The organism is Streptomyces radicis (assembly GCF_003626575.1).
GTDB lineage: Bacteria > Actinomycetota > Actinomycetes > Streptomycetales > Streptomycetaceae > Streptomyces > Streptomyces radicis.
The window spans coordinates 74,698-99,532 of the sequence record NZ_RBDY01000024.1 but is presented as its reverse complement, the minus strand read 5'-3'; the positions used below and the strand labels follow the sequence as shown (position 1 = coordinate 99,532).

22 protein-coding genes and 1 rRNA gene are annotated in these 24,835 nt (G+C 73.2%); 14 read left to right on the top strand and 9 right to left on the bottom strand.

What is annotated here, in order from left to right:
• The first annotated feature begins 3 nt into the window (after window positions 1-3).
• Together rrf and D7318_RS24585 are read left to right on the top strand one after the other, a co-directional pair.
• Window positions 4-120 (top strand): 5S ribosomal RNA (rrf, locus tag D7318_RS24590).
• 106 nt (window positions 121-226) lie between these two features.
• Complete coding sequence (locus tag D7318_RS24585; RefSeq protein ID WP_120699387.1) at window positions 227-724, top strand: GNAT family N-acetyltransferase; 498 nt, start codon at window positions 227-229, stop codon at window positions 722-724.
• Here D7318_RS24585 and D7318_RS24580 read toward each other — a convergent pair.
• Genes D7318_RS24580 through D7318_RS24560 form a run of 5 tightly spaced genes read right to left on the bottom strand, consistent with a single transcriptional unit; the run spans window position 696 to window position 7,038 of the window.
• The gene (locus D7318_RS24580) at window positions 696-1,904 is read right to left on the bottom strand and encodes a hypothetical protein (protein ID WP_120699379.1); all 1,209 of its coding nucleotides are present in this window, start codon (window positions 1,902-1,904) and stop codon (window positions 696-698) included. The genes D7318_RS24585 and D7318_RS24580 overlap by 29 nt on opposite strands.
• A 9-nt stretch (window positions 1,905-1,913) precedes the next feature.
• Entirely contained in the window at window positions 1,914-3,326 is a 1,413-nt protein-coding gene (locus tag D7318_RS24575) for an ATP-binding protein (protein WP_120699378.1), read from the bottom strand.
• A gap of 43 nt (window positions 3,327-3,369) precedes the next feature.
• Window positions 3,370-4,926 (bottom strand): SCO6880 family protein, encoded by a 1,557-nt coding sequence (locus tag D7318_RS24570; protein WP_120699377.1) that lies wholly within the window; start codon window positions 4,924-4,926, stop codon window positions 3,370-3,372.
• The gene (locus D7318_RS24565) at window positions 4,923-6,227 is read right to left on the bottom strand and encodes a hypothetical protein (RefSeq protein WP_120699376.1); all 1,305 of its coding nucleotides are present in this window, start codon (window positions 6,225-6,227) and stop codon (window positions 4,923-4,925) included. The genes D7318_RS24570 and D7318_RS24565 overlap by 4 nt, the downstream gene beginning before the upstream one ends.
• Complete coding sequence (locus tag D7318_RS24560) at window positions 6,217-7,038, bottom strand: hypothetical protein (protein ID WP_120699375.1); 822 nt, start codon at window positions 7,036-7,038, stop codon at window positions 6,217-6,219. Before D7318_RS24560 ends, D7318_RS24565 begins: the two co-directional genes overlap by 11 nt.
• Before the next feature lie 230 nt (window positions 7,039-7,268).
• On the opposite strand from D7318_RS24560, the gene D7318_RS35000 reads away from it, so the two are divergent.
• A complete protein-coding gene (locus D7318_RS35000; RefSeq protein WP_120699374.1) occupies window positions 7,269-7,610 on the top strand; it encodes an STAS domain-containing protein in 342 nt (113 codons plus the stop codon).
• Here the strand turns inward: D7318_RS35000 and D7318_RS24550 are convergent.
• Window positions 7,497-8,573, bottom strand: a complete 1,077-nt coding sequence (locus D7318_RS24550; protein ID WP_120699373.1) for a sigma-70 family RNA polymerase sigma factor — start codon at window positions 8,571-8,573, stop codon at window positions 7,497-7,499. The genes D7318_RS35000 and D7318_RS24550 overlap by 114 nt on opposite strands.
• 141 nt (window positions 8,574-8,714) lie before the next feature.
• On the opposite strand from D7318_RS24550, the gene D7318_RS24545 reads away from it, so the two are divergent.
• Window positions 8,715-10,235 carry a protein kinase domain-containing protein gene (locus D7318_RS24545; protein WP_183091586.1) on the top strand — a complete coding sequence of 507 codons (1,521 nt, stop codon included), beginning with the start codon at window positions 8,715-8,717 and terminating at the stop codon, window positions 10,233-10,235.
• An 18-nt stretch (window positions 10,236-10,253) separates the two neighbouring features.
• On the opposite strand, the gene D7318_RS24540 is transcribed toward D7318_RS24545, so the two are convergent.
• Window positions 10,254-11,135 (bottom strand): Fpg/Nei family DNA glycosylase, encoded by an 882-nt coding sequence (locus tag D7318_RS24540; RefSeq protein WP_120699371.1) that lies wholly within the window; start codon window positions 11,133-11,135, stop codon window positions 10,254-10,256.
• 1,375 nt (window positions 11,136-12,510) lie between these two features.
• The gene (locus tag D7318_RS24535; RefSeq protein ID WP_120699370.1) at window positions 12,511-13,653 is read right to left on the bottom strand and encodes a hypothetical protein; all 1,143 of its coding nucleotides are present in this window, start codon (window positions 13,651-13,653) and stop codon (window positions 12,511-12,513) included.
• A gap of 161 nt (window positions 13,654-13,814) precedes the next feature.
• On the opposite strand from D7318_RS24535, the gene D7318_RS24530 reads away from it, so the two are divergent.
• The 8 genes from D7318_RS24530 to D7318_RS24495 all read left to right on the top strand — a co-directional run bounded on the left by D7318_RS24530 (window position 13,815) and on the right by D7318_RS24495 (window position 21,853).
• On the top strand, window positions 13,815-14,480 hold the full coding sequence (locus D7318_RS24530; protein ID WP_120699369.1) for a UbiX family flavin prenyltransferase: 666 nt from the start codon (window positions 13,815-13,817) through the stop codon (window positions 14,478-14,480).
• A gap of 98 nt (window positions 14,481-14,578) precedes the next feature.
• On the top strand, window positions 14,579-15,040 hold the full coding sequence (locus tag D7318_RS24525) for an Lrp/AsnC family transcriptional regulator (RefSeq protein ID WP_113685206.1): 462 nt from the start codon (window positions 14,579-14,581) through the stop codon (window positions 15,038-15,040).
• Window positions 15,041-15,079: 39 nt separating this feature from the next.
• On the top strand, window positions 15,080-16,246 hold the full coding sequence (mqnE, locus tag D7318_RS24520) for an aminofutalosine synthase MqnE (protein ID WP_120699368.1): 1,167 nt from the start codon (window positions 15,080-15,082) through the stop codon (window positions 16,244-16,246).
• A 13-nt stretch (window positions 16,247-16,259) separates the two neighbouring features.
• Window positions 16,260-16,841: a GNAT family N-acetyltransferase gene (locus D7318_RS24515; RefSeq protein ID WP_120699367.1), complete on the top strand. Its 582-nt coding sequence runs from the start codon at window positions 16,260-16,262 to the stop codon at window positions 16,839-16,841.
• Window positions 16,842-16,919: 78 nt separating this feature from the next.
• Entirely contained in the window at window positions 16,920-17,222 is a 303-nt protein-coding gene (locus D7318_RS24510) for a DUF4229 domain-containing protein (protein WP_120699366.1), read from the top strand.
• A 375-nt stretch (window positions 17,223-17,597) separates the two neighbouring features.
• Window positions 17,598-18,959 (top strand): dicarboxylate/amino acid:cation symporter, encoded by a 1,362-nt coding sequence (locus D7318_RS24505; RefSeq protein ID WP_120699386.1) that lies wholly within the window; start codon window positions 17,598-17,600, stop codon window positions 18,957-18,959.
• 285 nt (window positions 18,960-19,244) lie between these two features.
• Window positions 19,245-19,697 carry an ATP-binding protein gene (locus D7318_RS24500; protein ID WP_120699365.1) on the top strand — a complete coding sequence of 151 codons (453 nt, stop codon included), beginning with the start codon at window positions 19,245-19,247 and terminating at the stop codon, window positions 19,695-19,697.
• Window positions 19,698-19,918: 221 nt separating this feature from the next.
• Window positions 19,919-21,853, top strand: coding sequence for an AMP-dependent synthetase/ligase (locus D7318_RS24495; protein WP_120699364.1), 1,935 nt, complete (start codon window positions 19,919-19,921; stop codon window positions 21,851-21,853).
• A gap of 92 nt (window positions 21,854-21,945) precedes the next feature.
• On the opposite strand, the gene D7318_RS24490 is transcribed toward D7318_RS24495, so the two are convergent.
• Complete coding sequence (locus D7318_RS24490) at window positions 21,946-22,149, bottom strand: cold-shock protein (RefSeq protein WP_120699363.1); 204 nt, start codon at window positions 22,147-22,149, stop codon at window positions 21,946-21,948.
• Window positions 22,150-22,385: 236 nt separating this feature from the next.
• Here D7318_RS24490 and D7318_RS24485 point away from each other — a divergent pair, with 236 nt between their 5' ends.
• Together D7318_RS24485 and D7318_RS24480 are read left to right on the top strand one after the other, a co-directional pair.
• Complete coding sequence (locus D7318_RS24485; protein WP_120699385.1) at window positions 22,386-23,240, top strand: menaquinone biosynthetic enzyme MqnA/MqnD family protein; 855 nt, start codon at window positions 22,386-22,388, stop codon at window positions 23,238-23,240.
• Window positions 23,240-24,823 (top strand): serine/threonine-protein kinase, encoded by a 1,584-nt coding sequence (locus D7318_RS24480; protein ID WP_120699362.1) that lies wholly within the window; start codon window positions 23,240-23,242, stop codon window positions 24,821-24,823. The genes D7318_RS24485 and D7318_RS24480 overlap by 1 nt, the downstream gene beginning before the upstream one ends.
• The last annotated feature ends 12 nt before the right edge of the window (window positions 24,824-24,835 follow it).

The following is a 24,835-nucleotide window of genomic DNA, read 5'->3' as shown; positions in this document are numbered from 1 at the left end:
TGTTCCGGTGGTCATGGCGGGAGGGAAACGCCCGGTTACATTCCGAACCCGGAAGCTAAGCCTCCCTGCGCCGATGGTACTGCATGGGGGACCGTGTGGGAGAGTAGGACACCGCCGGACAATTCTTGATAGAGGCCCCGCTGGATTATCCAGCGGGGCCTTTTCTTTGTCCCAAGAGTGGGTGAAAATCATTGCGCCCGTGGCACGCCGGTGCGAGCATCTGGCCATGGCGTACACGATCCGGCAGACGCGGCGCGCGGACTGGGAGAAGCTCAGGCGGCTCCGGCTGGCGGCCCTTCAGGATCCGGTGGCGCCCGTCGCGTTCTACGAACCCTACGAAGAGGCCGTGAGGCTCACCCGGGGCGACTGGGAGCGCCGCGCCTCTGGCGGGCGTCAGGTCACGTTCATCGGCGAGACCGAACACGGCGAGTGGGGCGGCATGGTGGGCGCCTATGTCCGGCTGGGCATCGCGTACGTGATCGGCGTCTACATGCTTCCCGAGCACCGTGGCACCGGGCTCGCCCGGCAGCTCATGGAGGCCGCCATCGACTGGGCCGGGGGACACGAAGTGCGGCTGCGCGTCCACCAGAACAACCCGCGGGCCGCCCGTTTCTACGCCTCACTCGGCTTCGAGCCCACCGGCGACCGCGACGCCGATCCCCGCGATCCCGCCCTGCACGCCTATGAGTTGGCGCTCAGAAGCGGCTCGGCTCCACGCCGCTGACCTCGAGCGTGGGCTGCTCGGCCACCAACGCGTCCACCAGCGCGCCGCGCAGCCCCGCCGTCTCCCTCTGATCCCCCACCACGAACAGCGTCGCGCCCTCGCCCGCCAGATTGGCCAGGGCCAGCGTGTCCGCCCGGCCCGCCGCGCACGCCTGGCGGATGTGCAGCTGGTCGAGGCCGTTCAACGCCCGCCCGATCAGCACCAGGGCCGCGTCCCTGCGCACCGGGTGCGACGTCAGCGTGCTCTCGAGCTCCATCGACGCGCCGCCCGCCGCCCGCGGATGGGCGCGCAGCACCTTCGCGGGCTCTCCCGACGACCTGCCGTGCGCCCAACGGTGCACGTGGGTCAGCCCGTTGCCCGAGAGGGCCGCGGCGTGCAGATAGCAGCGCAGCAGCGTCTCGGCCGCCTCCGCGTCCAGGCGGAAGATGGGCTCGGACGGTCTGATGGGTGCCAGGAGCTGACTCGCGCGGCGGCGGGCGACCGCCATGTCGTCGCAGCCGCGCTCGGGCGCCCAGCGCAGCCGGGCCGCGGCGTCCGTCAGGTGCTCGGGGTCGTACACGTGGACGGGCCCCAGCCTGCCGCGTTGCCGCGCGGTGCTGGCGTGCAGCGAGCCGTCCGGGTCCCGCACGATGAGGCCCGCGGGCGCCGCGAGGACCGCCGCCGTCTCGTCGCGCACCGGGTCGGGCGCGGGTGTCGGCGTGGGGGACGGTGTGGGGACCGCCTCCAACGGGGCCGTCTCATGGGCCTGTTCGGGGAGATCCGGCGGGCGGTGGCGTTCCGCCTCGCGGATCGCGCGGCGCGCCCGCCACGTCGCCACGCGGATCGACACCACGAGCACCGCCGAGAACAGCAGCACAAGCTGGACCAGCAGCATCAGCCACAGCATCGCCGCGCTCGGCAGCTGCGCCGGGGGCGCGTCGGGCCATGCGGCCGCGACGTCGCCCGGCGCCGTCAGCAGCGAGCGGATCGCCCGCGCGGTGTGGACGAAGGTGACGCCATCGGGCCATGCCCCGTGGCGCAGCAGCCCGGCCAGGCCCGTCGCCGTCCAGGTGAGGACGCTCGCGCCGACGAGGAAGGCGAGCGAGCCGACCAGCAGGGCGTCGGGCACCCCGCCGCCGTGCCGTTCGGGAGCCGCGGGGTCCCGCGGGGGGCCGCCGCGCGCGTGCCGGTCATACGCCATGACGCCCCGCTACCCGACGCCCTGTCGCTTCTCGAACGACATCACGCGCGCCTCGGTCTCCGCCTCGAACGGGTCCTCCGCCTCCGGCAGCCGCTCCTCGGCCAGGAGCATCGCGGACGACTCCGTCATCGCGCGGTCGGTGAAGACCAGCGGGCGCTCGGCCTCGGTGACCAGGTGCTTGACCACCTGCACATTGCCGTTGACGTCCCAGACCGCCATGCCGGGGGTCAGGGTCGGGATGATCTCGACCGCCCAGCGGGGCAGGCCGAGGACCTGGCCCGTGGATCTGGCCTCGTCGGACTTCTGGGCGTAGATGGTGCGCGTGGAGGCCATCTTGAGGATGGCCGCCGCCTCCCTGGCGGCCGCCCCGTCGACGACGTCGGACAGGTGGTGCACCACCGCGACGAACGACAGGCCGAGGCGGCGGCCGAACTTCAGCAGTCGCTGGAACAGCTGGGCCACCGAAGGGGAGTTGATGATGTGCCATGCCTCCTCGACCAGGAAGATGCGCTTCTTCCGGTCGGGCCTGATCCAGGTGTGCTCGAGCCAGACGCCCACGATGGCCATCAGGATGGGCATCGCGATCGAGTTCCGGTCGATATGGGACAGGTCGAAGACGATGAGGGGCGCGTCCAGATCGATCCCGACCGTGGTCGGGCCGTCGAACATGCCGCGCAGGTCGCCGTCCACCAGGCGGTCGAGGACGAGCGCCACGTCGAGGCCCCAGGCGCGGACGTCCTCGAGCGCGACGTTCATCGCGTCGGCCGCCTCGGGCAGCGGGTGCCGCAGGCGCTCCACGATGTCGGTCAGGATCGGCTGGCGGTCGGTCGTCGTCTGGTGCACATACGCGTGCGCGACCTTGAGCGCGAACCCCGACCGCTCGTCGAGGGAGCGCCCGAGCGCCACCTCGATGATGGTGCGCAGGAGGGCGAGCTGGCCGGTGGTGGTGATCGACGGGTCGAGGGGGTTGAGCCGGACGTTCCGGTCGAGGGTGGCCATCGGGTCGAGCCGGATCGGGGTGATGCCCAGCTCCTGGGCGATCAGGTTCCACTCGCCGACGCCGTCCTCGCCCTGGGCGTCGAGGACCACGACCTGGCGGTCGCGGAACCGGAGCTGCCGCAGCACATAGGTCTTCTCCAGCGCGGACTTGCCGTTGCCCGACTCGCCGAGGACGAGCCAGTGGGGGGCGGGCAGCTGCTGGCCGTAGAGCTGGAACGGGTCGTAGATGTACCCCTTGCCCGAGTACACCTCGCGGCCGATGATCACGCCCGAGTCGCCGAGGCCCGGCGCCGCGGTGGGCAGATAGACGGCCTGCGCCTGGCCCGTCGAGGTGCGCACGGGCAGCCGCGTGGTCTCGGTCCTGCCGAAGAGGAGGCTCGTGAACGCCTCCGTGATGAGGCTCAGCGGATCGCGCGCCGGCATGACGGCACCTCCTGTCCCCTGGGCGTCGGCCGCGCGGGGATCCTCATCGCCTGATCCCCGTCGCGAAGGGCAGTGTGTTGACGAACGCGCGGTGGTGCTCGCGATCGCACCATTCGAGCTTCAGATAAGACTTACCCGCTGAGGCGCGGATCGTGCGCTTGTCCCGGGCGAGTGCCTCGGGGTGGGGCGAGGAGACCGTGATGTAGCCGACGAGGTTGACGCCCGCCGCGCCGGACGCCAGGTCGTCGCCGCGCTGGTCGACGCGGCTGTGCGCGGCGACGTCGCGGGGGTCGACCGTGCGGTTCATCTTGGCGGCGCGGGACGCCTCGGCCTCGTCGTTGGTCTTCTCGGTGAGCATGCGCTCGATGGCGATCTCGGTGGGCTCGAGGTCCATGCAGACCGCGACCGTGCGGATCACGTCGGGGGTGTGAACGAGCAGCGGGGCGAGGAAGTTGACGCCCACCGGGGTCATGGGCCACTCCTTCACCCAGGCCGTGGCGTGGCACCAGGGCTCGCGGGTGCCGGACTCGCGGGTCTTGGCCTGGAGATAGGTGGCCTCGCGCGCGTCCAGCTCGGCGGGCCAGGCGTTGCGCCGCGACATGGCCTGGATGTGGTCGATCGGGTGGTCGGGGTCGTACATGGAGTGGATCAACGAGGCGAGGCGCGCCTCGCCGAGCGGCTGGCGGACCCGGATGTCGGCCTCGGTGAGGCGGGCGCAGATGTCGGTGAGCTCGCGGGCCATGATCACGGCGAGCGCCTCGTCCTGCGACATGCGCTGCCCGCGGCCCCTGCCCTTCCTGGCGGCGCGGGCGATGGTCTGCGCCTCGTGGCCGAGCTCGCGCGAGTGGTGCATGCAGGCGACCAGGTAGGCGCGGTGCTGCTCGCTCGAGGTGGAGACCATGGAAGCCAGCTGCTCGTAGGACTCCTGGATCCAGGCGGGGGCGCCGGTGTCGCCGCGCTCGCGCACGTCGTTGGCGTGGGCGTCGGGGTCGGCGGGGAGGGTGCGGGCGAGCATCTGGAGGCGGGTGACGTGGCCGTCGCCGTTCGCGACGTGCTTGAGGAGCGTGCCGAACCGCTCGACCAGGGCCTCCTGGTCCTCGCTGTCGCGCAGCCCGACGCCCGGGCCCTCGATCTCGATGGCGGCCGTGACGGTCCCGCGGTCGCTGTGCAGGAGCACGGCGAGCTCGTCGGGGCCGAACGCGGCCGCGAGCCAGCGGACGCCGCCCACGCCGGGGGGCGAGCCGACCTCGACCTCGGTGCCGTCGAGGCGGACCCCGGCCTCGGCGGCGCCCGAGCGGTAGGTGGCGCCGCGGCGGTGGGTGCGGCGGAACGAGCGGTTGATCTCGAACCACTTGTAGAACGTGCGGCCCTGGTACGGCATGTAGACCGCGGCGAGGGCGAGGAAAGGGAAGCCGATGAGGCCGACCAGGCGGAGCGTGAGGGTGGGGATGAGGATGCCGCTCATCATGCCGAGGAACGCGCCCGCGACGATGAGGGCGATCTCGCCCGTCTCGCGGTTCCTGCCGACGAGGGCCTGGGGCCTCGACCGCCCGATGAGGTAGGTGCGGCGGCGGCCGAAGGTCTGGGGTGGAACGGTCACCTGCTACCTCCTCGGTTGCCCTGGCTTCCCGAGCGGCCGGTGCCGCCGCCGGGGGACGAAGACGATGATGACCCGGACTGGCCCGAACGGGTACCGTGCGCGGCGACTCCGCCGGCCACGGGGTTGGCCGGGCGGGCGGCGCCGCCGCCACCACCCCCGCCACCCCCTCCGCCGCCGGCGGCCGCGCCGTCGCGGGTGCCATGGGTGCTCATGCCCTGGCGCAGCATCGAGGCGGGGGTGGAGACGGCGGCCTTGGCCGCGCGGCTCGAGGTGTCGTCGCGCATGGCCCGCTGGCTGACGATCTCGTCGCCGAAGCCGGGCACGAAGCGGTAGATCATGGCGGAGGCGAAGATGGCCAGCAGGATGATGGCCAGGCCCGAGATGATCGACGAGACGGCGGTGGGCCCCTCCTCCTCGGCGGTGGTGAGGGCCCCGGCGAGGCCGAGGACGATGACGATGACGGGCTTGATGAGGATGACCGCGATCATGATCCCGGCCCAGTTCCGGATGTGGGACCAGAGGTTCTTGTCGACCAGGCCCGCGTAGACGGCCGTGCCGAGCAGGGCGCCGACGTAGAGCATGGCGGCGCGGATGACCAGCTCGAGGGCCAGGACGCCGGCGGCCAGGATGGAGATCAGGGAGACGACGATCAGCATGATCGGGCCGCCGCCGATGTCCTCGCCCGCCTCGAGGGCGGCGGCGAAGTCGCCGAAGAACGCGTCGGAGTTGTCCCCTGTGCCCACGACGATCGCGTCCGTGACGCCGTCGGTGGCGGAGACCACGACATAGAGGATGAGCGGGGTGAACGCCGAGGCCATGACGGTCAGCCAGAGGAAGCCGATCGCCTCGGTGATGGCGGTGGTCAACGGCACGCCCCTGATGGCCCGTTTGACGATGGCGAGGATCCACAGGATCAGCGTCAGGACGGTGGAGGCGGCGAAGACGACGGCGTACTGGCGGAGGAACGACGTGTTGGTGAAGTCGACCGCGGTGGTCGAATCGACCAGCTCCGACAGCTCGTTGACGATCCAGGCGGCGGCGTCGGCGCAGGCGCGGGCCAGGGAGGACATCGGGTCGAGTGAGGCGCCCGAGCCCGCGCCGCCCCCTCCGTCGCCGTCGCCGGAGTCGGGGTTCCCCTCGCAGTACTCGCGCGCGGTCCCCGAGATGAGGTCGCAGGCGTCGTCGGGGTCTTCCTCCTGCTCCTGGGCCGTGGCGCGGGTGGCCAGGAGCAGGCCGAGCGCCCCGGCGCTCGCGAACGCCGTGCCCAGCGTCGCCAGGCGGATGCGGAGGCTAGCGCGCATACGTGAACCCTCCGTACTGTTCGACGGCTTCGGCGATCTCGTCGGCTCCGGAGACGCGGTCGTCCCCGCCCACCGGGGTGGGGCCCTCGGCCTGCTCGGTGTCGCTGACCTTCCAGTCCCCGTCCTCCCAGACGAGGTCGAAGGTGATCGTGAACCAGCTGGTGCGCACGGGGTTTCTCGACTCGGCGCCCGCCATGCCGAACAGGCCGGTGCACCAGACGGACACCTCGGCGGCGGTCTCGCCGTACTCGACGGTGGAACTGCCCACGGGCATCGTTCTGTTGACGAAGGTCATGCCGGTGGGGGCGACGCCTTCCGGGTCGAGGCCGATGTCTTCGTTCAACTGGGCACTGTAGCCCGAGTCGTAGGAGGCGCGCAGGTCGTCGCGGGTGGCGGACGCGCTGATGCTGTCGACGATGGTGCGGCGTCGCGCCTCGTTGAACATCTCGACGCCGCCGAGCGCCACCGCGTAGTTGGCCGCGGCGCTCTGGGCGCCCTGCTCGGTCTGCGCGTGTCCGGTGGGGATGCCGTTGAACGCGCCGTCCACGGGGCGCTCGCCGGTGGGCGCGGTGGGCCGCGCGTCCTCGCGGTCGCCGCCGTCGTCGCCCGAACTCCCGTCCTCGCGCGACTGGTTGGCGAACACGATGGCGGCGAGGAGGACGACGATCACCGCGACGACGGTGAGGATGGAACGCCCGGGGGAGGCGGCGGGGCGGCGCGAGGGGGGCTCGTCCTGCTCGGGGAGCCGGGTCCTGGTGGGGGAGGGGACACGACCGGTGCGTGTGTCGTCGTAGTCGTCGCCATAGCTCATGTTCGCGGCCCCCTCAGCAGTGCTTGAGTCTATTGCCTCCTCGCACGACGTTAGCGCCCCCGGCTGACGTTCCGCTCGTGCGTGGGGCGGTTGGGGCGTGGGGGTGCGATGGGGGTTGTGGGCGGCGTGGGGTGACGGCGGGTCGGGTGGGCGTGCGGGGGTGCCGACCGGGGTGCCGATGAGTTCCCCGCGGTGGGTCGGTCTTCCTTGCGTGGGGAAGGAGACCGGCGGTGCGGAGTCAACTGTTCGTGATAAAGGGGCCGGTGGCCCGGGAGGACGTGCCCGGGATCTGTGAGCGGCTCACGGCGCACGTGCGCCGCGGCGGCGTCGGGGACGTGACCGTCGACGTGGCGGAGGTCGGCGGCGCGAACGCGGTGACGCTCGAGGTGGTGGCCAGGCTGCGGCTGACGGCCAAGCGCCTCGGGTGCGGGATCCGCTTCGTCAACATGCGGGCGGGATTACCGGGCCTCGTCGGCTGGCTCGGCCTCGGGGAGGTGGGAGGGAAGGCCGAAGAGGGGGAAGAGCCGTGCTGTGTCGAGGAAGGCGTTGATCCCGATGACGTGCCCCCCTGATATCTCTATGACCTGGAGCGCCCACGGGCTGTGCCCGCCCTCCGGGGCGGGGCGGTACTGGCCGAAGGCCGCGCAGCCGTTGGCGGACGTGGGTATCAGCCGGGAGCCGCGGCACTCCTTGCCCTCGCCCACCATCCAGGCCTCGATGTCGGCCGGGCCGCGGAACCAGAGCGCGAACGGCGGCATGGACAGCGTGGCGTCCTCGGCGAGCAGCGCGGTCAGGGCGTCCATGTCGTAGCTCTCGAACGCCTCCAGATACCGGGCGAGCAGCGCCTTGTGGTCGTCGGAGAGTGGCTCGGACGGGTCGGACTCGGTGGCGCCCGTGGCGGCGAGGGTGGCGCGGGCGCGCTGGAGCGCGCTGTTCACCGAGGCGACCGTCGTGTCGAGCAGCTCGGCGACCTCGCCCGCCTTCCACGCCAGGACCTCGCGCAGGATGAGCACGGCCCGCTGCTTGGGCGCGAGGTGCTGGAGGGCGGCGACGAACGCGAGACGCACCGACTCGCGCGCCTCGGCCCGCTCGGCCGGGTCCTGCGGCAGGGCCATGCCGTCGGGCATCGGCTCGATCCACGCCGTCTCGGCCAGCGGCGGGCCGAGGACGGCGGAGGCGTGCGGGGTCGGGGAGGTGAGGTCCATGGGGCGGGCGCGCTTGCTGCTGCCGCTCAGCATGGTCAGGCAGACGTTCGTCGCGATGCGGTAGAGCCAGGAGCGGACGGAGGAGCGGCCCTCGAAGCGGTCGTACGCCCGCCAGGCGCGGACCATCGTGTCCTGCACGGCGTCCTCGGCCTCGAAGGCGGAGCCCAGCATCCGGTAGCAGTACCCGGTGAGCTCCTTCCTGTACCGCTCGAGGCTCTGCTCGACGCCGGGCTCGGCGTCCGGGGCCTGAACGCGGTCATCGACGTGGTCCTCGACGTGGTCATCGACGCGGTCAGGCCGCTGCTCTTCGGTCGCGACGTTGCTGGTCATCGGGGCTCCCCTGGCCGGTCGACGGTCGTTCGGTGCGTGGTGCGGCCAGAGTAACCAGGGCCACTGACAATGCCCCCCTGGCGCGCTGCGGCGCATAAAGTAAGCGGGTACCGCGGTGAGTTCGCAGGGGGTGCGTGTGTGATGCAGGACCGGGTTCTCGACGGCCGGTACCGGCTCGGTCGCCAGCTGGGCGCGGGCGGCAGCGGCACCGTCTGGGAGGCGGTGGACCTCAGGCTCGAGCGCCGGGTCGCCGTCAAGCTCGTCTCCACCTCCACCGTGGGCCGCGACCCCAGGGCGAGGGAGCGCTTCGAGCGGGAGGCCAAGCTGCTCGCGGGCCTTTCGAGCCCGTTCATCGTCACCGTGCACGACGTGGGGGAGGCGCGTTTCGACGGCGAGACGGACGCCGTTCTCTACCTGGTGATGGAGCGGCTGCTCGGCCGCTCGCTCGACCGGCTGCTCGCCGAGCAGCTGCCGCCGCTCGTGGACGTGGCGCGCTGGGGCGAGCACATCTGCCGGGCGCTCGCGGTGGCGCACGAGTCGGGCGTCGTGCACCGCGACCTCAAGCCCGCCAACGTCATGGTCGGGCCCGACGGCTTGGCCCGCGTGCTCGACTTCGGCATCGCCGCGGTGCTCGCCGAGTCGAGCGACCACGCGCGGCTCACGTCCACGGGCGTGGTGATCGGCACCCCCGCCTTCATGTCCCCCGAGCAGATCGAGGGCGGAACGGTCGGGCTGCCGAGCGACCTGTACTCGGCGGGCTGTGTGCTCTACGCGCTGGCGACCGGGCAGCCGCCGTTCGCGGGCGGCTCGCTGTACCAGCTGCTGCGGCAGCAGATGGAGAGCGCGCCCGCGGCGCCGAGCGCGCTGAGGCCCTGGGTGCCGCGGGAGTGGGACGCGCTGATCCTGGGGCTGCTGGCGAAGCGTCCTTCGGACCGGCCGGGGAGCGCGGCCGAGGTCGCCGACCGGCTGCGTGACCTGGCGTCCTCGGTGGTGCGGGAGCCCGCGGCGCCCGTCGCGGCGGCGTTGACGTACCAGCCGACGCGGCTCGACTCGCGCGCCGATCCGCGGGCGGTGCTGCTGGCCAGCTGCACGCGGGGCGGCGGCGGGCGGCTGCCGTTGGCGACCGGGCAGCGGATGCGGCTCGCCGATGTGCTGCCGGGGGCGGCGGCGTTCTCCATAGGGCTCGACTGGGAGGCGCCCGACGGCATGGACGCCGACGCGAGCGCGCTCGTGGTGGGGCGGGACGGGCACGCGCTGTCCGAGGAGCACTTCGTCTTCTACAACAACCCCGCGCCGCCCGGCGTCGGCGTGCGGCTCGGCGGGGACGAGCCCGAGGTGCGGTTCGGCGTGGACCTGCGGAGCCTCCAACCCGAGGCGGACCGTGTGGTGCTGGTGCTCTCGATCCACGACGCGGAGGCCCGCGGCCAGAACCTCGCGGGCGTGCGGCAGCCGCATGTGCGGCTGATCGATCCGTCGAACGACGAGGAGCTGCTGTGCTTCGGCTTCCCCGCGGGGCCGCTGCGGGGCACCGGCATGACGATCGGGGAGCTGGTGCGGGAGGACGACGGGTGGTGGTTCGCGGCGGTGAGCCGGTCGTTCCCCGGAGGGCTCGCGGAGATCGTCGAGGCGCACGGCGTGGCGGTCGAGGCGGAGGCGGGCTGAACGGGCCAGGCCCGGGCGCTACTTGAGCAGCCGGGAGAGGCGGCGGTCGGCGAGCGGCTTGCCGCCGGTCTGGCACGTGGCGCAGTACTGGAGGGCGGAGTCGCGGTAGGACACCTCGCGGATGGTGTCGCCGCACACCGGGCAGGGCTCGCCGGTCCTGCCGTGCACGCGGAGCCCCGTCTTCTTCTCGCGCTTGAGCTGGGCGGCGGCCAGGCCGTGTGAGCGGTCGACGGCGGCGCGCAACGTCTCGGTCATCGCCGCGTGCAGGGCGGCGGCCTCGTCGGGGGTGAGCCGCGCGGCGATCTTGAACGGGGACATGCGCGCCGCGTGCAGGATCTCGTCCGAGTAGGCGTTCCCGATGCCCGCGAGCACGCTCTGGTCGCGCAGCACGCCCTTGATCTGGCGGCTCTCCCCGGCGAGCAGGTCGGCGAACGCGGCGGGCGTGCAGCCGGGGCCGAGGGGGTCGACGCCGAGGCGGGCGATCCCGGGGACCTCACGGGCGGGGTCGTGCACGCAGTACACCGCGAGGCGCTTCTGGGTGCCCGCCTCGGTGAGGTCGAACCCCGCGCCCGCCGGGTCGGCGAGCGCCACGCGCAGCGCGAGCGGGCCCTTGCCGGGCCGGGGCGGCGCGGCGGGCAGGGCGTCCTGCCAGCGCAGCCACCCGGCGCGGGCGAGGTGGACGACCAGGTGCAGGTCGGCGTCGGGGGCGGCGAGCTCGATGTCGAGGAACTTGCCGTGCCGCGCGACCCCCGTCACCGTCCGGCCCTGGAGGGCGGCGAGGGGCGGGTTGTAGGTCTTGAGAACGTGGAAGGCGACGGGCAGCACGCGGGCCACCTCGGCGCCGACCAAACGGTCGGTGAGGAACTCACGCAGCGCCTCGACCTCGGGGAGCTCGGGCATGTGTTCATGGTAGGTCGCTCCGCTGGGTGAGCCGCGGCGCTTCGCGCCGGGGTCGGTCTGTGGCGCTTCGCGCCGGACCGGTGGGGTGGTTGCGGTTCGGTGGTCCGGTGGCGCGGGCCTATGGCGCTTCGCGCGGGACCGCTCCGCGGGGTCGCTCCGCTGGGTTGGGCGCGGCGTTTCGCGCCGGGTCGGTCTGTGGCGCTTCGCGCCGGACCGGTGGGGTGGTTGCGGTTCGGTGGTCCGGTGGGTCGGGCCTATGGCGCTTCGCGCCGGACCGCTCCGCGGGGTGGTACGTGGTGCTTTGTGCGGTGGGGGCCCGGTGGTCCGGGCTTGTGGCGCTTCGCGCCGGGGCGCTCTGCGGGGTGGGGTGCGGCGCTCCGCGCCGGGGTTGGTCTGTAGCGCTTGGTGCCGGATCGGTGGGGGTGGTTGCGGTTCGGTGGTCTGGTGGGCCGGGCCTATGGCGCTTCGCGCGGGACCGCTCCGCGGGGTGGGGTGGGGTGGGGCGCTTCGTGCCGGGGTCGGTCTGTGGCGCTTGGTGCCGGACCGGTGGGGTGGTTGCGGTTTGGTGGTTCGGTGGGCCGGGTCCGTGGCGCTTCGCGCCGGACCGCTCCGCGGGGTGGTACGTGGTGCTTCGTGCGGGGTGGCTGCGCTGCGTGGGGTGCGGTGGTGGGGGCCCGGTGGTCCGGGCTTGTGGCGCTTTGTGCCGGGGTCGGTCCGTGGTGCTTCGTGCCGGTCTGGTGGTCCGGGTCTGTGGCGCTTCGCGGGGTGGGGTGCGGTCGTTGGTCCGGCGCGGGGGGGCCTGGCGCTTCGTGCCGGGCTCGCTTCTGGTGCGCCGTGCGGGGGTGGCCGGTCGCGTTCCCGGCCAGGGGGCGCCGTGCCCGGAGCCGTAACGGCTCGCGTCCGCAGGGCTGGGGGGCGGCCCCCGACATCCCCCGCCCGGAGGGTGGTTTCGCCGTGGGTGCGGCTGGGGTCGGGCACCGTGCAACAGGCCGCGTGCCGCTGCGGGCGCCGCCCCGCAGGAGTCTCCCGGCCGCGCGGGGGTCGTATCGGCTTGTGCTCGCGGCGTGGGGGTTCGGGGGCGCCAGCCCTCGGCGAGTCCCGAGTGCCACCGCGGGCGCCGCCCCGCGGGAGTCTCCCGGACGTTGCCCCCCCCGCCCGGAGGGTGGGCCCGTGGGACAGGGGTTCAATTCCGGCCGCCGCTGCGGGGGGCGCTGTCCCTGAGCGTCGCGTTGCCTCGCCCGGAGGGCGGCTTCGCCGTGCAACCGGGGGGTTCGGGGGCGGTAGCCCCCGGGCGTCGACCCCCGCGCCCGGGAGGGCGGGTCCCGGCCGCCCGTAGGGCGGCCTCAGCTTGGTGGGCGGCGAGGCCAGCGCAGCGTCATGGCTGGATCGGGCCGGGGATGTCCGCCCTGCGGGGATCTTCCGCGCGGGATTCTTCCTGTTCGTTCAGGTAGAGGAGGGCCACCGACAGGTCGTCCGTGGTCAGGGGGGCGGTCGGGGTCTCAGGGGGGTTCAGGTTCAGGGCCGAGCCGCCCGCCAGGGACAGGCTCAGGGGGAGGGGCGGGGCCGACTCGGGGGCGAACTGGGCCAGGTCGACCGAGGCGTTGGACAGCACGCCGTTCCTGATGGACAGGCGCGCGGTGACCTCGGCGGCCGGGTCGGTGGGCCCGTTCACCAGGCTCGGGATGCCGAAGCGCGCGCTCTGGTCGTCCAGGAGCGCGAGCAGCGGGCCGACCGCGCGGTGCGCGTCCTCCGCGGGCATGCGGACGTCGATCAGCTCCGCGCCGCGCTCGGCGCCCGCCGGGTGCAGCGACGCGCTGGAGCGCAGCGTGCTCTCCGCGCGGCCCACCGACTCCCACACCGCCGCCTCGTCGAGCAGCGCGCTCGCGTCGGCCAGGGCGCCCGCCGCCGCGGTGGCCGTGTCGGCGGGGACGCCGCCGTGCTCGGCCAGCGTCTCCGCGTACGAGGCGAACGCGAACGGCTCGACCTCCACCCACTCGCCGCGCAGCGCGAGGGACGCCGTGGCCAGGGACTCCGGCAGGTTCGCCGCGTCCTCCTGGAAGTGCTCCGCGCGCGTCACCGCCGCCTCGTCGCCGCCGTAGACGTCCTCCACGACCGCCTCGGCGCCCACCCTGACGTAGGTGCGGCCCGCAAGCTGCTTGACGCCCGCGACGTCGCGCCCGCCGAAGTTGACGGTCATCGCGGCGTTGAGCGGGTCGTCGGCGTCCAGGTCGTTCAGCCGTGACTCGTCGGCCGGATCGCCGACGGACAGGGTGAGTTCGAGGTCGGCCAGGAGCCGCGCCTCGGCCAGCGTCGGCTCCTGGGCGCCCGTCGCCACCAGGTAGGCGTGGATCTCCTCGGGCGTCGCGTCCAGCGTCGCCTCGACGGTGACGCCCTCCCACGACAGGAGCTCGTCGACGGCGTCGGAGATCTCGAGACCGGCCCTGGCGTTCTGCACGACCTGGCAGGCCCCGGCCGTCGTGGCCAGGGCCGCGGCGCCGCCGATGGCGCTCAGCCGCATGAAAAACCGTCGGGTACCGATGGCTTCGCTCCTGCCTGTCCGTGGGGGTGGCCGGGGTGGCTCAGCCTCCAGTGTCCACGGGGCGCGGGGCGGCGCGTGCCCGGGGCGCCGTCTGTGGCCGAGGCGTCACCGTCCGGTAAGCCGCTTGTTAGCCTCGGTGCATGCGCCAGCCATGGATCGTGGGGGTCTCAGGGGCTTCGGGGACACCGTATGCCGCGGCGGTGCTCCGCGCGTTGCTCGATGCGGGGGAGTCCGTCGATCTGGTGGTCAGCAGGGCGGCCAGGCTGACGCTGCTGGACGAGACGGGGATCGCGTTCCGCGACGCGCACTGGGCCGACGACCTGCGGGCGTGGCTCGCGCGGGGCGCGGACGGCAAGCCGGACGCGTTCGCGGGGGAGCTCGGACCGCCGGGGTCCTTGCGGTACTGGTCGGCCGGTGACCTGGCCGCCGGGCCCTCGTCGGGCTCGTACCCGGCCAAGGGCATGCTGATCGTGCCCGCGTCGACCGCGGCCGTCGCGGGGGTGGCGCTCGGGCTCTCCAAGGACCTGTTGCAACGGGCCGCGAGCGTGACCCTCAAGGAGCGCAGGCCGCTCGTGGTGGCCGTGCGGGAGACGCCGCTCGGCGGGCAGACGCTGCGGCAGCTGGTCACGTTGAACGACGCGGGGGCCGTGGTGCTGCCCGCGACGCCCGCGTTCTACGCCGGGGCCACGCACATCCAGGACCTGGTGGACTTCGTCGCGGGCCGCGCGCTGGACGCGGCCGGGGTCGCGCACGCGCTCTACGGGCGGTGGGGGGGAACGCTCGGGGGAGGGCGTTCCGAACGGTGAGGGGACCGTTCGGCCCAGCCATCTTCAGGCCGCCGGGGGCTCATGCCTTAGATTCGTCTGTGCACTGGACCGATGGGGACGAGAAAGGCGCGGCGACGATGGACGCGGTGGACAGGCAGCTCATTCAGGCGTTGCGGGAGAACGGACGTGCCTCGTACGCCGAGTTGGGGCGCCTCGTCGGCCTCTCGGGGCCCAGCGTCACCGACCGCATCAACCGCCTGGAGGCGGCCGGGGTGATCACCGGCTACCGGGCCACGGTGGACGCGCGGTCGCTCGGGCTCGGGGTCACCGCGCTGATCGGGATCTCGCTGTCCGACGCGGTGGACCACGAGGATGTCGCGGCGCGGCTGCGGGAGCTGCCGGAGATCGAGGACTGCTGGTTCATCGCGGGGAACGACTCGTACATGCTCAAGGTCAGGGCGGGCGACGTCGACGGTCTCGAGCGCACGATCAGGCGGCTCTCCGGCACCAAGGGCGTCTCCCGTACCAGGACGACCATCGTGCTGTCGACCAAATGGGAGAACCGGGTCGGCGAACTGCCCGACGACGCACAGGCGTAGGCTCGATCGGGTCGGCGTGACGACGAGGAGGCACGAGGCATGGACGCTGGGCTCAAGCGGGATCTCGAGGAGAAGGTCCTCGCGGGGGAGCGGCTGAGCCGGGAGGACGGCCTCGCGCTCTACGCCTCCGACGACCTGGCGTGGCTCGGCGGGCTCGCCCACGAGGTGCGTGTGCGGAAGAACGGCGACGTCGTCCACTTCAACGTCAACCGCCACCTCAACATGACCAATGTGTGCACGGCTTCGTGCGCCTACTGCTCGTTCCAGCGCAAGCCGGGCGAGAAGGACGCGTACACGATGCGCATCGAGGAGGCCGTCAGGCTGGCCAAGGCCATGGAGGGCGAGGCGCTCACCGAGCTGCACATCGTCAACGGCCTGCACCCGACGCTGCCGTGGCGCTACTACCCGCGTTCGCTGCGCGCCCTCAAGGAGGCGCTGCCCGACACGGTGTCGCTCAAGGCGTTCACCGCGACCGAGATCCACCACTTCGAGACCATTTCAGGGCTGTCCGCGTCGGAGATCCTCGACGAGTTGATCGACGCCGGTCTTGAGTCGCTCACCGGTGGCGGCGCGGAGATCTTCGACTGGGAGGTCCGCCAGCACATCGTCGACCACCGCACCCACTGGGAGGACTGGTCGCGCATCCACCGCCTCGCGCACGAGAAGGGCCTCAGGACCCCGTGCACGATGCTGTACGGGCACATCGAGGAGCACAGGCACCGCGTGGACCACGTGCTGCGGCTGCGCGAGCTCCAGGACGAGACCGGGGGGTTCCAGGTCTTCATCCCCCTGCGCTACCAGCACGACTTCGTGGACATGAAGGACGGCAAGGTCCGCAACCGGCTCCAGGCCCGCACCACGATGGCCACGGGCGCGGAGGCGCTGCGGACGTTCGCCGTCTCCCGGCTGCTGTTCGACAACGTGCCGCACGTCAAGGTCTTCTGGGTCATGCACGGCGTGCAGACCGCGCAGCTCGCGCTCCAGCACGGCGCCGACGACATGGACGGCTCGGTCGTCGAGTACAAGATCACCCATGACGCGGACAACTTCGGCACGCCGGACAAGCTCACCCGCGAGGACCTGCTCGAGCTGATCCGCGACGCCGGGTTCCGCCCGGTCGAGCGCAACACCAGGTACGAGGTGGTCCGCGAGTACCCGGGGCCCGACCCCGACCGCCGCGAGAGCCCGCAGCCGATGCGGGTGTGAGCGGGGCGACACCATGAACGACACGCGCGCCGCCGCCCCGCGCCGCGACCTCGGGCTCCGCTACGTCCTCGACCCCGCCGTCACCCCTGCCCTGGTGGACGGGCTCGCCGCCCTGTGGGCCGACGTGGTCAACGCGGGGGGCGCGGTCGGCTTCCTGCCGACGGTCACGCCCGAGGACGTCAAGGCCGATCTGCGCAAGCACCTCATCGGGATGGCCGAGGGGACCACGCGGCTGCTGATCGGGACGACCGAGCGCGGGCGGCCCGTCGCCACCGCGTTCTTCTCCCTCAACACCCACCGCCTGATGCGGCACTGGGTGTGGCTCAAGACCGTGATGGTCCACCCCGACCTCCAGGGCCGCGGCACCGGCAGGGAGCTGATGGCCGCCGCGTCGGCCGCCGCCCGCTCCCTCGACCCGCGGATCGCCGGGATACGGCTCACGTGCCGGGGTGGCCTGGGGCTCGAGCGGTTCTACGCCGCGTGCGGCTACCGCGAGGTCGGCCGGGTCCCCGGCGCGATCGAGATCGGCGGCGGCGAGCTGCGCGACGACGTCACGATGTGGCTGCCGCTCGCCCCCGCGCCGGGCGCGGCCTGACCCGACCGCCCCGCGGGGCGCGTTGTGCCCTGTGCTTCACTGGAACGGACTTCGGGCACCGAGCAAGGAGGGACCGACATGGCCGGTGGCGGCTTCATCAGCGAGCATCCGACGCTCCGCTACACCGGGATGCGACTCGGCGTTTTCGCGGTCTGCTTCGTCGTCATCGCCGTCCTCGCCTATGTCGGCGTGCTCCCCGAGTCGTTCGGCACCGCGAACCCCCTGTGGCTCGCGCTGCTCTCCATCGTCGTCTCCGCCCCGATCAGCCTGGTGGTGCTGCGGGCGCAGCGCGAGGCGATGTCCCGGCAGGTCGCCGCGGGCGTGGACCGGGCCAAGGGAAGGCTCGCCGCGAACCGCGCCATGGAGGACGACGCGGCCTGATATCCGCGCGTTTCCGGGTGATTCCCCTCACAGTGGCCTGAACGTCCCAGGGCTGGGAATCGTTCTCCAGGGGCGTGTGTTGGGCCCCGAAGAGGTCGCGCTTCGGCCGATGACGCGTCATGTGAGGGGTGCTACCGTGCTGGGCATGTACACAGCAGCCGTGCGCCCCCGCCTGTTCGCGAGCGTTCCGCTCGTGGCGCGCCTGCATGTCGACCTCTGCCGCTGCCTGAGCGCGGCCTGTCGCTGACACACCCGCTCCCCCCCCAGCCGTTCAGCGCTGTCCGCGCGCCCGCTCACACGCCGGCGCGCCCCGTTCGTCCCGCTCCCTCCCGTTCCCTCCCTCCCGACCCATGACCTCTTGACCGGAGTGTGCCCGTGTCCTCGTCCTCCTCGTCCCCGGCCCCGGACCAGGACGCCTCGCCCGCAGCGGCGTCGCGCCCCCGCATATCCCTGCCACCGTTCTGGGCCCAGATACTCCTGGGCCTCGTGCTCGGCGCGCTCCTCGGCTGGATCGCCCGCAACTGGAACGTCGACTGGCTCGGCCGCACGCTCGACGAGATCGGCGGCATCTTCGTCCAGCTCCTCCAACTGGCCGTCGGCCCACTGGTCTTCTTCGCCATCGCGGTGTCGATCACCAACCTCCGCAACGTGGCCAACGCCGCCCGCCTCGCCGCGCACACGCTGCTGTGGTTCCTGGCGACATCGCTCATCGCCGTGGCCATCGGCCTGACCATCGGCCTGCTGACCAACCCGGGCGACGGCACCGGGCTCACCCCCGCCGACGGCGCCCTCCCGCAGAGCGAGGGCTCCTGGCTGGACTTCCTCACCGGGATCGTCCCCACCGACGTGATCTCGCCGTTCGCCAACCTCGAAGTCCTCCAGATCGTCTTCCTCGCCGCCGTCACCGGCGTGGCCGCGCTCCGCCTCGGCGACCGCGCCGCCCCGCTGATCAGCTTCGGCGAGACCGTGCTCGAGCTGCTCCAGAAGGCGCTGTGGTGGGTCATCCGCCTCGCCCCGCTCGGCACGTTGGGCCTGATCGGCCGCTCGATCAACGAGTACGGCTGGGACCTGATCGGCGACTACGCGACGTTCACCGCCGGGGTCTACATCGGCTGCGCGCTGGTGCTGTTCGGCGTCTACCCGCTGCTGCTGCGCTCGGTCGCCGGGCTCAACCCCCTGCGCTTCTTCCGCGGCGCGTGGCCCGCGATCCAGCTGGCGTTCGTCTCCCGCTCATCGGTCGGCACGCTGCCCGTCACGACCAAGGTCACCGAGCGCCTCGGCGTGCCGCGCGAGTACAACTCGTTCGCCGTCCCGCTGGGCGCCACCACCAAGATGGACGGCTGCGCCGCCATCTACCCGGCGCTGGCCGCGATCTTCGTGGCGGAGATCTTCGATGTCAGCCTGGGCGCGCAGGACTACCTGCTGATCGCGTTCGTCTCGGTGATCGGCTCAGCGGCCACCGCGGGCCTGACCGGCGCGACGATCATGACCACGCTGACCCTGTCCACCCTGGGCCTCCCGCTCGAGGGCGTGGGCCTGCTGCTGGCGATCGACCCGATCCTCGACATGATCCGCACGGCGACCAACGTGGCGGGCCAGGCGGTCGTGCCCGTGATCGTCGCGGCGCGCGCGAAGATCCTGGACCTGGAGGCGTACGACAGCGCGACCAGCTTCGAGATCGACGAGGCCGAGGCCGAGACCGCGCCGCAGCGCGAGGAGGCCAAGGCGGCCGCGTAGCGGCGCGGCCCGCCCGCACCACCGCCGATGCCCCGCCCGGATGCTCCCGGCCGGGGCATCGGCGCGTCCGGGGCCGGGGGGGCGTACGGCAGCGCGCGGGGGGCTCGGGCTGCTGACCTGGCCCTCGACGGGCCCGCGTGGGCATCGGGTGAAGGCGCTCGCATGGGGGGAGCACCCCTCGTGCGCCCCATGACCCCCCTGTGTGTCCGTGTGAACCCCCTCGTGAACGTTTCGCGAGTGCCCCCGTTGGCCCTTGACTGGAAGCCTCGACAGGGGGAGGTGCCGATGACATCACCGGACACGCGGGTCGAGCCCGCGGCCCACCGCGTGCGCTCGGTGTCGGTGCTCGCCGACCATCCGGGGGCGGCGTCCGCGGCGCGGCGCGCGGCGCGGCGCGCGCTGGTGGAGTGGGGGCTGGCGCGGCTCGTCGACGATGTGGAGCTGGTCGTCTCGGAGTTGGTGGGCAACGTCGTGCAGCACGCCAAGGGAGTGCCGGGGGAGCGGGTGGCGGTCCTGGCGCTGCGCACGTCGCCGGAGTGGCTGATCGTCGAGGTCTCCGACCAGGACCCCACCCCGCCCACGCTGCCCGCGGCCCAGCTGCCGCTCTCGGACAGCGGGCGCGGCCTGTTCATCGTGCGGGCCCTCGCCGACGCCACGTGGTGGGCGCCGCGCGAGCCCGGCGGCAAGAGCGTGCTGTGCCGCTTCGACCTCGACGCGCGGCTGCCCCACTCCCTCTGACCACCTCCGACTCCCCCTCCGATCCCCTCCGACTCCCCCTGAAACGCGCCCGCATCACGGCTCGGGCGTTTTCCGGTCACGGCGCGGTCTCGGGGATCGGGCGCGAAGTCACCGTCGGCGGCTTTCCGGTGACGTTCCGGCGGATCCGCATGTCAATGGGCTTGTCAGCGGGCAGAATTCGAGGGTTCCCCCACGTCACGCCGCATCGGGAGGCCCCCCTGATGGCACGCACCAGGACCGATGCCCCGGCACCCGCGCCGAGGCTGTTCCGACCCGAGCTCTTCCGCGAGAACGGGGTGGTCACCGGCGCGTTCGTCCCTCAGGCCGCCCCGGCCGTCACCCAGGGCAGCCTGGCGGACCTGCCGTTCATCAACGCCTACGAGGCGCCGGACCAGATCATTCTCAGCCGCCGCAACCGGGACGGCACATGGCGCGATATCACCTGTGCGGAGTTCGCCGCCGAGGTGGTGGCCGTCGCCAAGGGCCTCATCGCGCACGGGCTGCGGCCCGGCGACCGGCTGGCCATCATGTCCCGCACGCGGTACGAGTGGACGCTCCTCGACTTCGCCGCCTGGGCCGCCGGGCTGATCACCGTCCCCCTCTACCCCTCGTCGCCCGCGTGGCAGGTCAGCCGCATGCTGCGCGACTCGGGCGCGCGGGCGTGCGCCGTCGAGGGCGTGGACGAGGCGCGCACGCTCAGCGCGGTGCGCCATGACCTGCCGGGGCTGGAGCACCTGTGGCAGCTGACCGCCATCGCGGGCGACGAACGCGGCCCCATCGGCCAGATCTCCGCCGCGGGCCGCGACGTCTCCGACGCCGCCGTCACCGAGCGGCGCGGCCTGCTCGACCCGTGGCGGGCCGCCACCCTCGTCTACACGCCGGGCACCACGGGCGCGCCCAAGGGCTGTGTCCTCACCCATGGCAACCTCTTCGCCGAGGTGGACAGCGCCCTGGAGGCGCTGGCCCCGGTCTTCACCGCGGACGAGAACGGCTCGCCCCCCGCCACGCTGCTGTTCCTGCCGCTCGCCCACGTGCTCGGGCGCGTGGTCGCGATCGGCTGCCTGCGCGCCCGCGTGCGCCTCGGGCACGCGCCGAGCACCCGCACCGAGGACCTGCTCGCCGACCTGGCGGGCTTCGGGCCGACGTTCCTCTTCGCGATCCCGCACCTGCTGGAGAAGGTGTTCAGCAGCGGGCGGGCCGACGCCGAGCGCTCGGGCAGGGTCGGCGCGTTCGACCGCGCGGCGCGCGTGGCCCGCAGGTTCGGCGCCGCGGAGGAGGCGAGGCGGCATGGCGCGGCGGCGGGGCCCGGGCTCGGGCTGCGGGCGGCGCGCTCGCTCTACGACCCGCTGGTCTACCGGCGGATCAGGGCGGCCCTCGGCGGCAACCTCCGCCATGTGGTCAGCGGGGGCTCGCCGTTGGGGCGGCGCCTCGGCACGTTCTTCGAGGGCGCGGGCGTGTCCGTGCACGAGGGCTACGGCCTCACCGAGACCAGCGCCTCCGTCACCGTCACCCAGCCGGGCGCCCCGCGCCTCGGCACCGTCGGCTGGCCGCTGCCGGGCACCGAGGTGGGCATCGCCGACGACGGCGAGGTGCTGGTGCGCGGCGCCCAGGTGTTCGGCGGGTACTGGGACGCCGACCGGCGCGCGGTCGTCCCCGCGACGGACGCGGAGGGCTGGCTGGCCACGGGCGACCTGGGCGCGCTCGACGACGAAGGCCACCTCACGATCGCCGGGCGCCGCGAGCACATGATCACCACCGCGCGGGGCCTCACCGTGGCGCCTGGCCCGCTCGAGGACGCGGTCCGCTCCCATCCCCTGGTCAGCCACTGCGTGGTCGCGGGCCACCGCCGCCCCTACCTCACGGCGTTGATCACCCTGGACCGCAGGGCGCTCGCGCACTGGCGCGACACCGCCGAGCGCCGCCGCACGCCCCTGGACGAGCTGGTCGACGACCCCGATGTGCTGCGCCAGCTCCAGCGCGCGGTCGACGAGGCCAACGCGCTCGACCCCGCGGCCGAGGGCATCCGCCGCTTCCGGGTCATGCCGCGCGACCTGTCCGAGGCCAGCGGCCACCTCACGCCCTCGCGCGAGCTGCGCAGGGCCGAGGTGATGGACGCCTTCGCGGAAGAGTTCCACGCGCTCTACGCCGAGGAGTAGGGCCCGGGCGGACAACGCCGAGGCCCCCGCCCCTCGAGAGGGGTGGGGGCCTGGCGGTGATCAGGGCCGACGGCCTGTCCGAGCTGGTGGCTTCAGACGACCGTGACGTTCTCTGCCTGGGGGCCCTTGGGCCCCTGGGTGACGTCGAACGTCACGGCCTGGCTCTCCTCAAGAGAGCGGAAACCGGTGGCGTTGATCGCGGAGTAGTGAACGAAGACATCGGGGCCGCCGCCATCCTGGGCGATGAAACCAAAGCCCTTCTCGGCGTTGAACCACTTGACGGTTCCGGTAGCCATAAGCCCTCCTTGGGCCCAAAAAAGGGTCGCCCTGCTCCAGAACCCGCATATGAAGCCTGAAAACGACGAAAGCCCGCGGTCACATGCTCCGCAGGCTCGTACTGCAAGGGAAACCAAACTGCAACTCGTCGCGAGCCTAGCACGGGGGGTGCACCGCTGGAAGGGTGGAGATCACCCGCCAGGATGACCCTTCCCTCGGCGACCCCGCCGCCGGTCAGAGGCGTACCCTCCCAAGCGTGACAACACACCACAGGTCCCGCCCTCGTGTCGGCCACATCCAGTTCCTCAACTGCCTCCCCCTCTACTGGGGCCTGGCCCGCAGCGGCAGCCTGCTGGATCTGGAGCTGACCAAGGACACCCCCGAGCGCCTTGGCGAGCGACTGGTCCGTGGTGAGCTGGACATCGGCCCGGTGTCGCTCGTCGACTACCTGCGCCATGCCGACGAGCTTGTGGCGCTGTCCGACATCGCCGTCGGCTGCGACGGCCCGGTGATGTCCTGCATGATCGTGTCCCAGCGCCCGCTCGCGGACCTCGAAGGGGCGCGTGTCGCGCTGGGCTCCACGTCCCGCACCTCCGTGCGCCTGGCCAGGCTGCTGCTCGACGAGCGCCACGGCGTCGCCCCCTCCTACTTCACGTGCCCCCCCGACCTGGGCGTGATGATGCAGGAGGCCGAGGCCGCCGTGCTGATCGGCGACGCCGCGCTGCGCGCCTCGCTGCACGACGCGCCCCGCCTGGGCCTCGAGGTGCACGACCTGGGCGCGATGTGGAAGGAGTGGACGGGGCTGCCGTTCGTCTTCGCCGTCTGGGGCGTGCGCCGCGACTATCTGGAACGCGAGCCCGAGACCGTGCGCGAGGTGCACGCCGCGTTCCTCGAGTCGCGGGACCTCTCGGTGGCCGAGGCGGGCAAGGTGGCCGAACAGGCCGCCCGCTGGGAGGACTTCGACGCCGAGGTGCTCGAACGCTACTTCACCACGCTGGACTTCCGGCTGGGCGCGCGCCAGCTCGAGGGGATCGCCGAGTTCGCCGACCGCGTCGGCGTGGCCGACCAGGCGGGGCGCGTGCGGCTGCTCGATCCGCCGGGGGCGCGCTGATGGAGCCGCTGACCGCCGACGACCCGGCGCGCGTGGGCGCGTACCGCGTGCTGCGCAGGCTGGGCCAGGGCGGGATGGGCCGGGTGTACCTGGGCCGCAGCGCGGGCGGCAGGACGGTGGCGATCAAGGTCGTGCACGCGCAGATCGCCACGGACGACAGCTTCAGGGCGCGCTTCGCCCATGAGGTCGCCGCGGCGCGGCTGGTCGGCGGCGCGTGGACCGCGCCCGTGCTCGACGCCGACCCGGACGCGCCCGTGCCCTGGGTGGCCACCGGCTATGTCGCGGGCCCCGATCTGCACCGCGCGGTGCGCGTGCACGGCGCCCTGCCGACGGCGACCGTGCGGGCGCTCGGCGCGGGCCTCGGCGAGGCGCTCGCCGCGGTGCACGAACGCGGCCTGGTGCACCGGGACGTCAAGCCGTCCAACGTGCTGCTGTCCCTCGAGGGGCCCCGGCTCATCGACTTCGGCATCGCCAGGGCCTCGGGGGCGACGACCCAGCTGACCGCGACGGGCGTCACGGTCGGCTCGCCCGGCTACATGGCGCCCGAGCAGATCACCGCGGGCGCGGCCGGGCCCGCGACGGACGTGTTCTCGTTCGGCGCGGTGCTGGCGTTCGCCGCGGCGGGGCAGGCGCCGTTCCCCGGCGACATCCCGGCGCAGCTGCTCTACCAGGTGGTGCACGGGGAGCCGCGCCTCGACGCGGTGCCGGGGGAGCTGCGCGACGTGATCGCGGCCTGCCTCGCCAAGGACCCGGCCGCGCGCCCCGCGCCCGCCGAGGTGGCGCGCGCCGTCGCGGGCGAGGGCGGCGCGGAGCCGCTCGTGGCGGCGGGCTGGCTGCCGCGGCCCGTCGTCGAGGAGGTCAGCCGCAGGGCGGTCGAGCTGCTCGACCTGGACGCCGAGGCGCCCCATGACACCCCGCCCACGCCCCGACGCCCGCCCACGTCAGGGGCGTTCGGGCCCGGGCACACGGACGTCGCGGGGCGGGCCGCGCTGCCGACGGCCGACGGGTTCCCCACGCCCGCGCCCACGCCCACGCTCCAACGCCCGCGGCGCCGCCGCTGGCCCGTCGTGCTCGCCGTCGCGGTGGCCGCCGCGGCGCTGGCGACGGGCGGCTGGTTCGCGGGCGTCTTCGACAGCGGCACCGACGACGGCGGCACGAACGGCGGCGGCACCGACGGGGGCGGGGCGAACGGCGGCACCGACGGGGGCGGCGGGCCCGTGGACGGCGACGCGTTGCCCGAGTGGTTCGCCGGGGAGTGGGAGGGCGACACCCAGACGCTCGGCGTGACCAACGCCTCGCTCGGCGTCACGCTGGAGCCCGGCGCGGTCGGGGACAGGATCGGCACCGTCACCTGGACCGACGTGCTGGGCCTGACGACGTGTGTGGACCGCCTGACGCTCACCGAGGTCGCCGATGGCGAGGTGACGTTCGACGCCCTGGTGGACAACGACGCGTCCACCAGCGACGGCGCCAACTGCGAACAGGAGCCGTTCACCGTGGTGCTCGGCCAGCGGGGCGAGGTCCTGCACTACGCGAGCGACTCCTCGGGGAACCTGACCAGTGAGCTGACCCGCACCGGCTGAGAAGCGGTGACG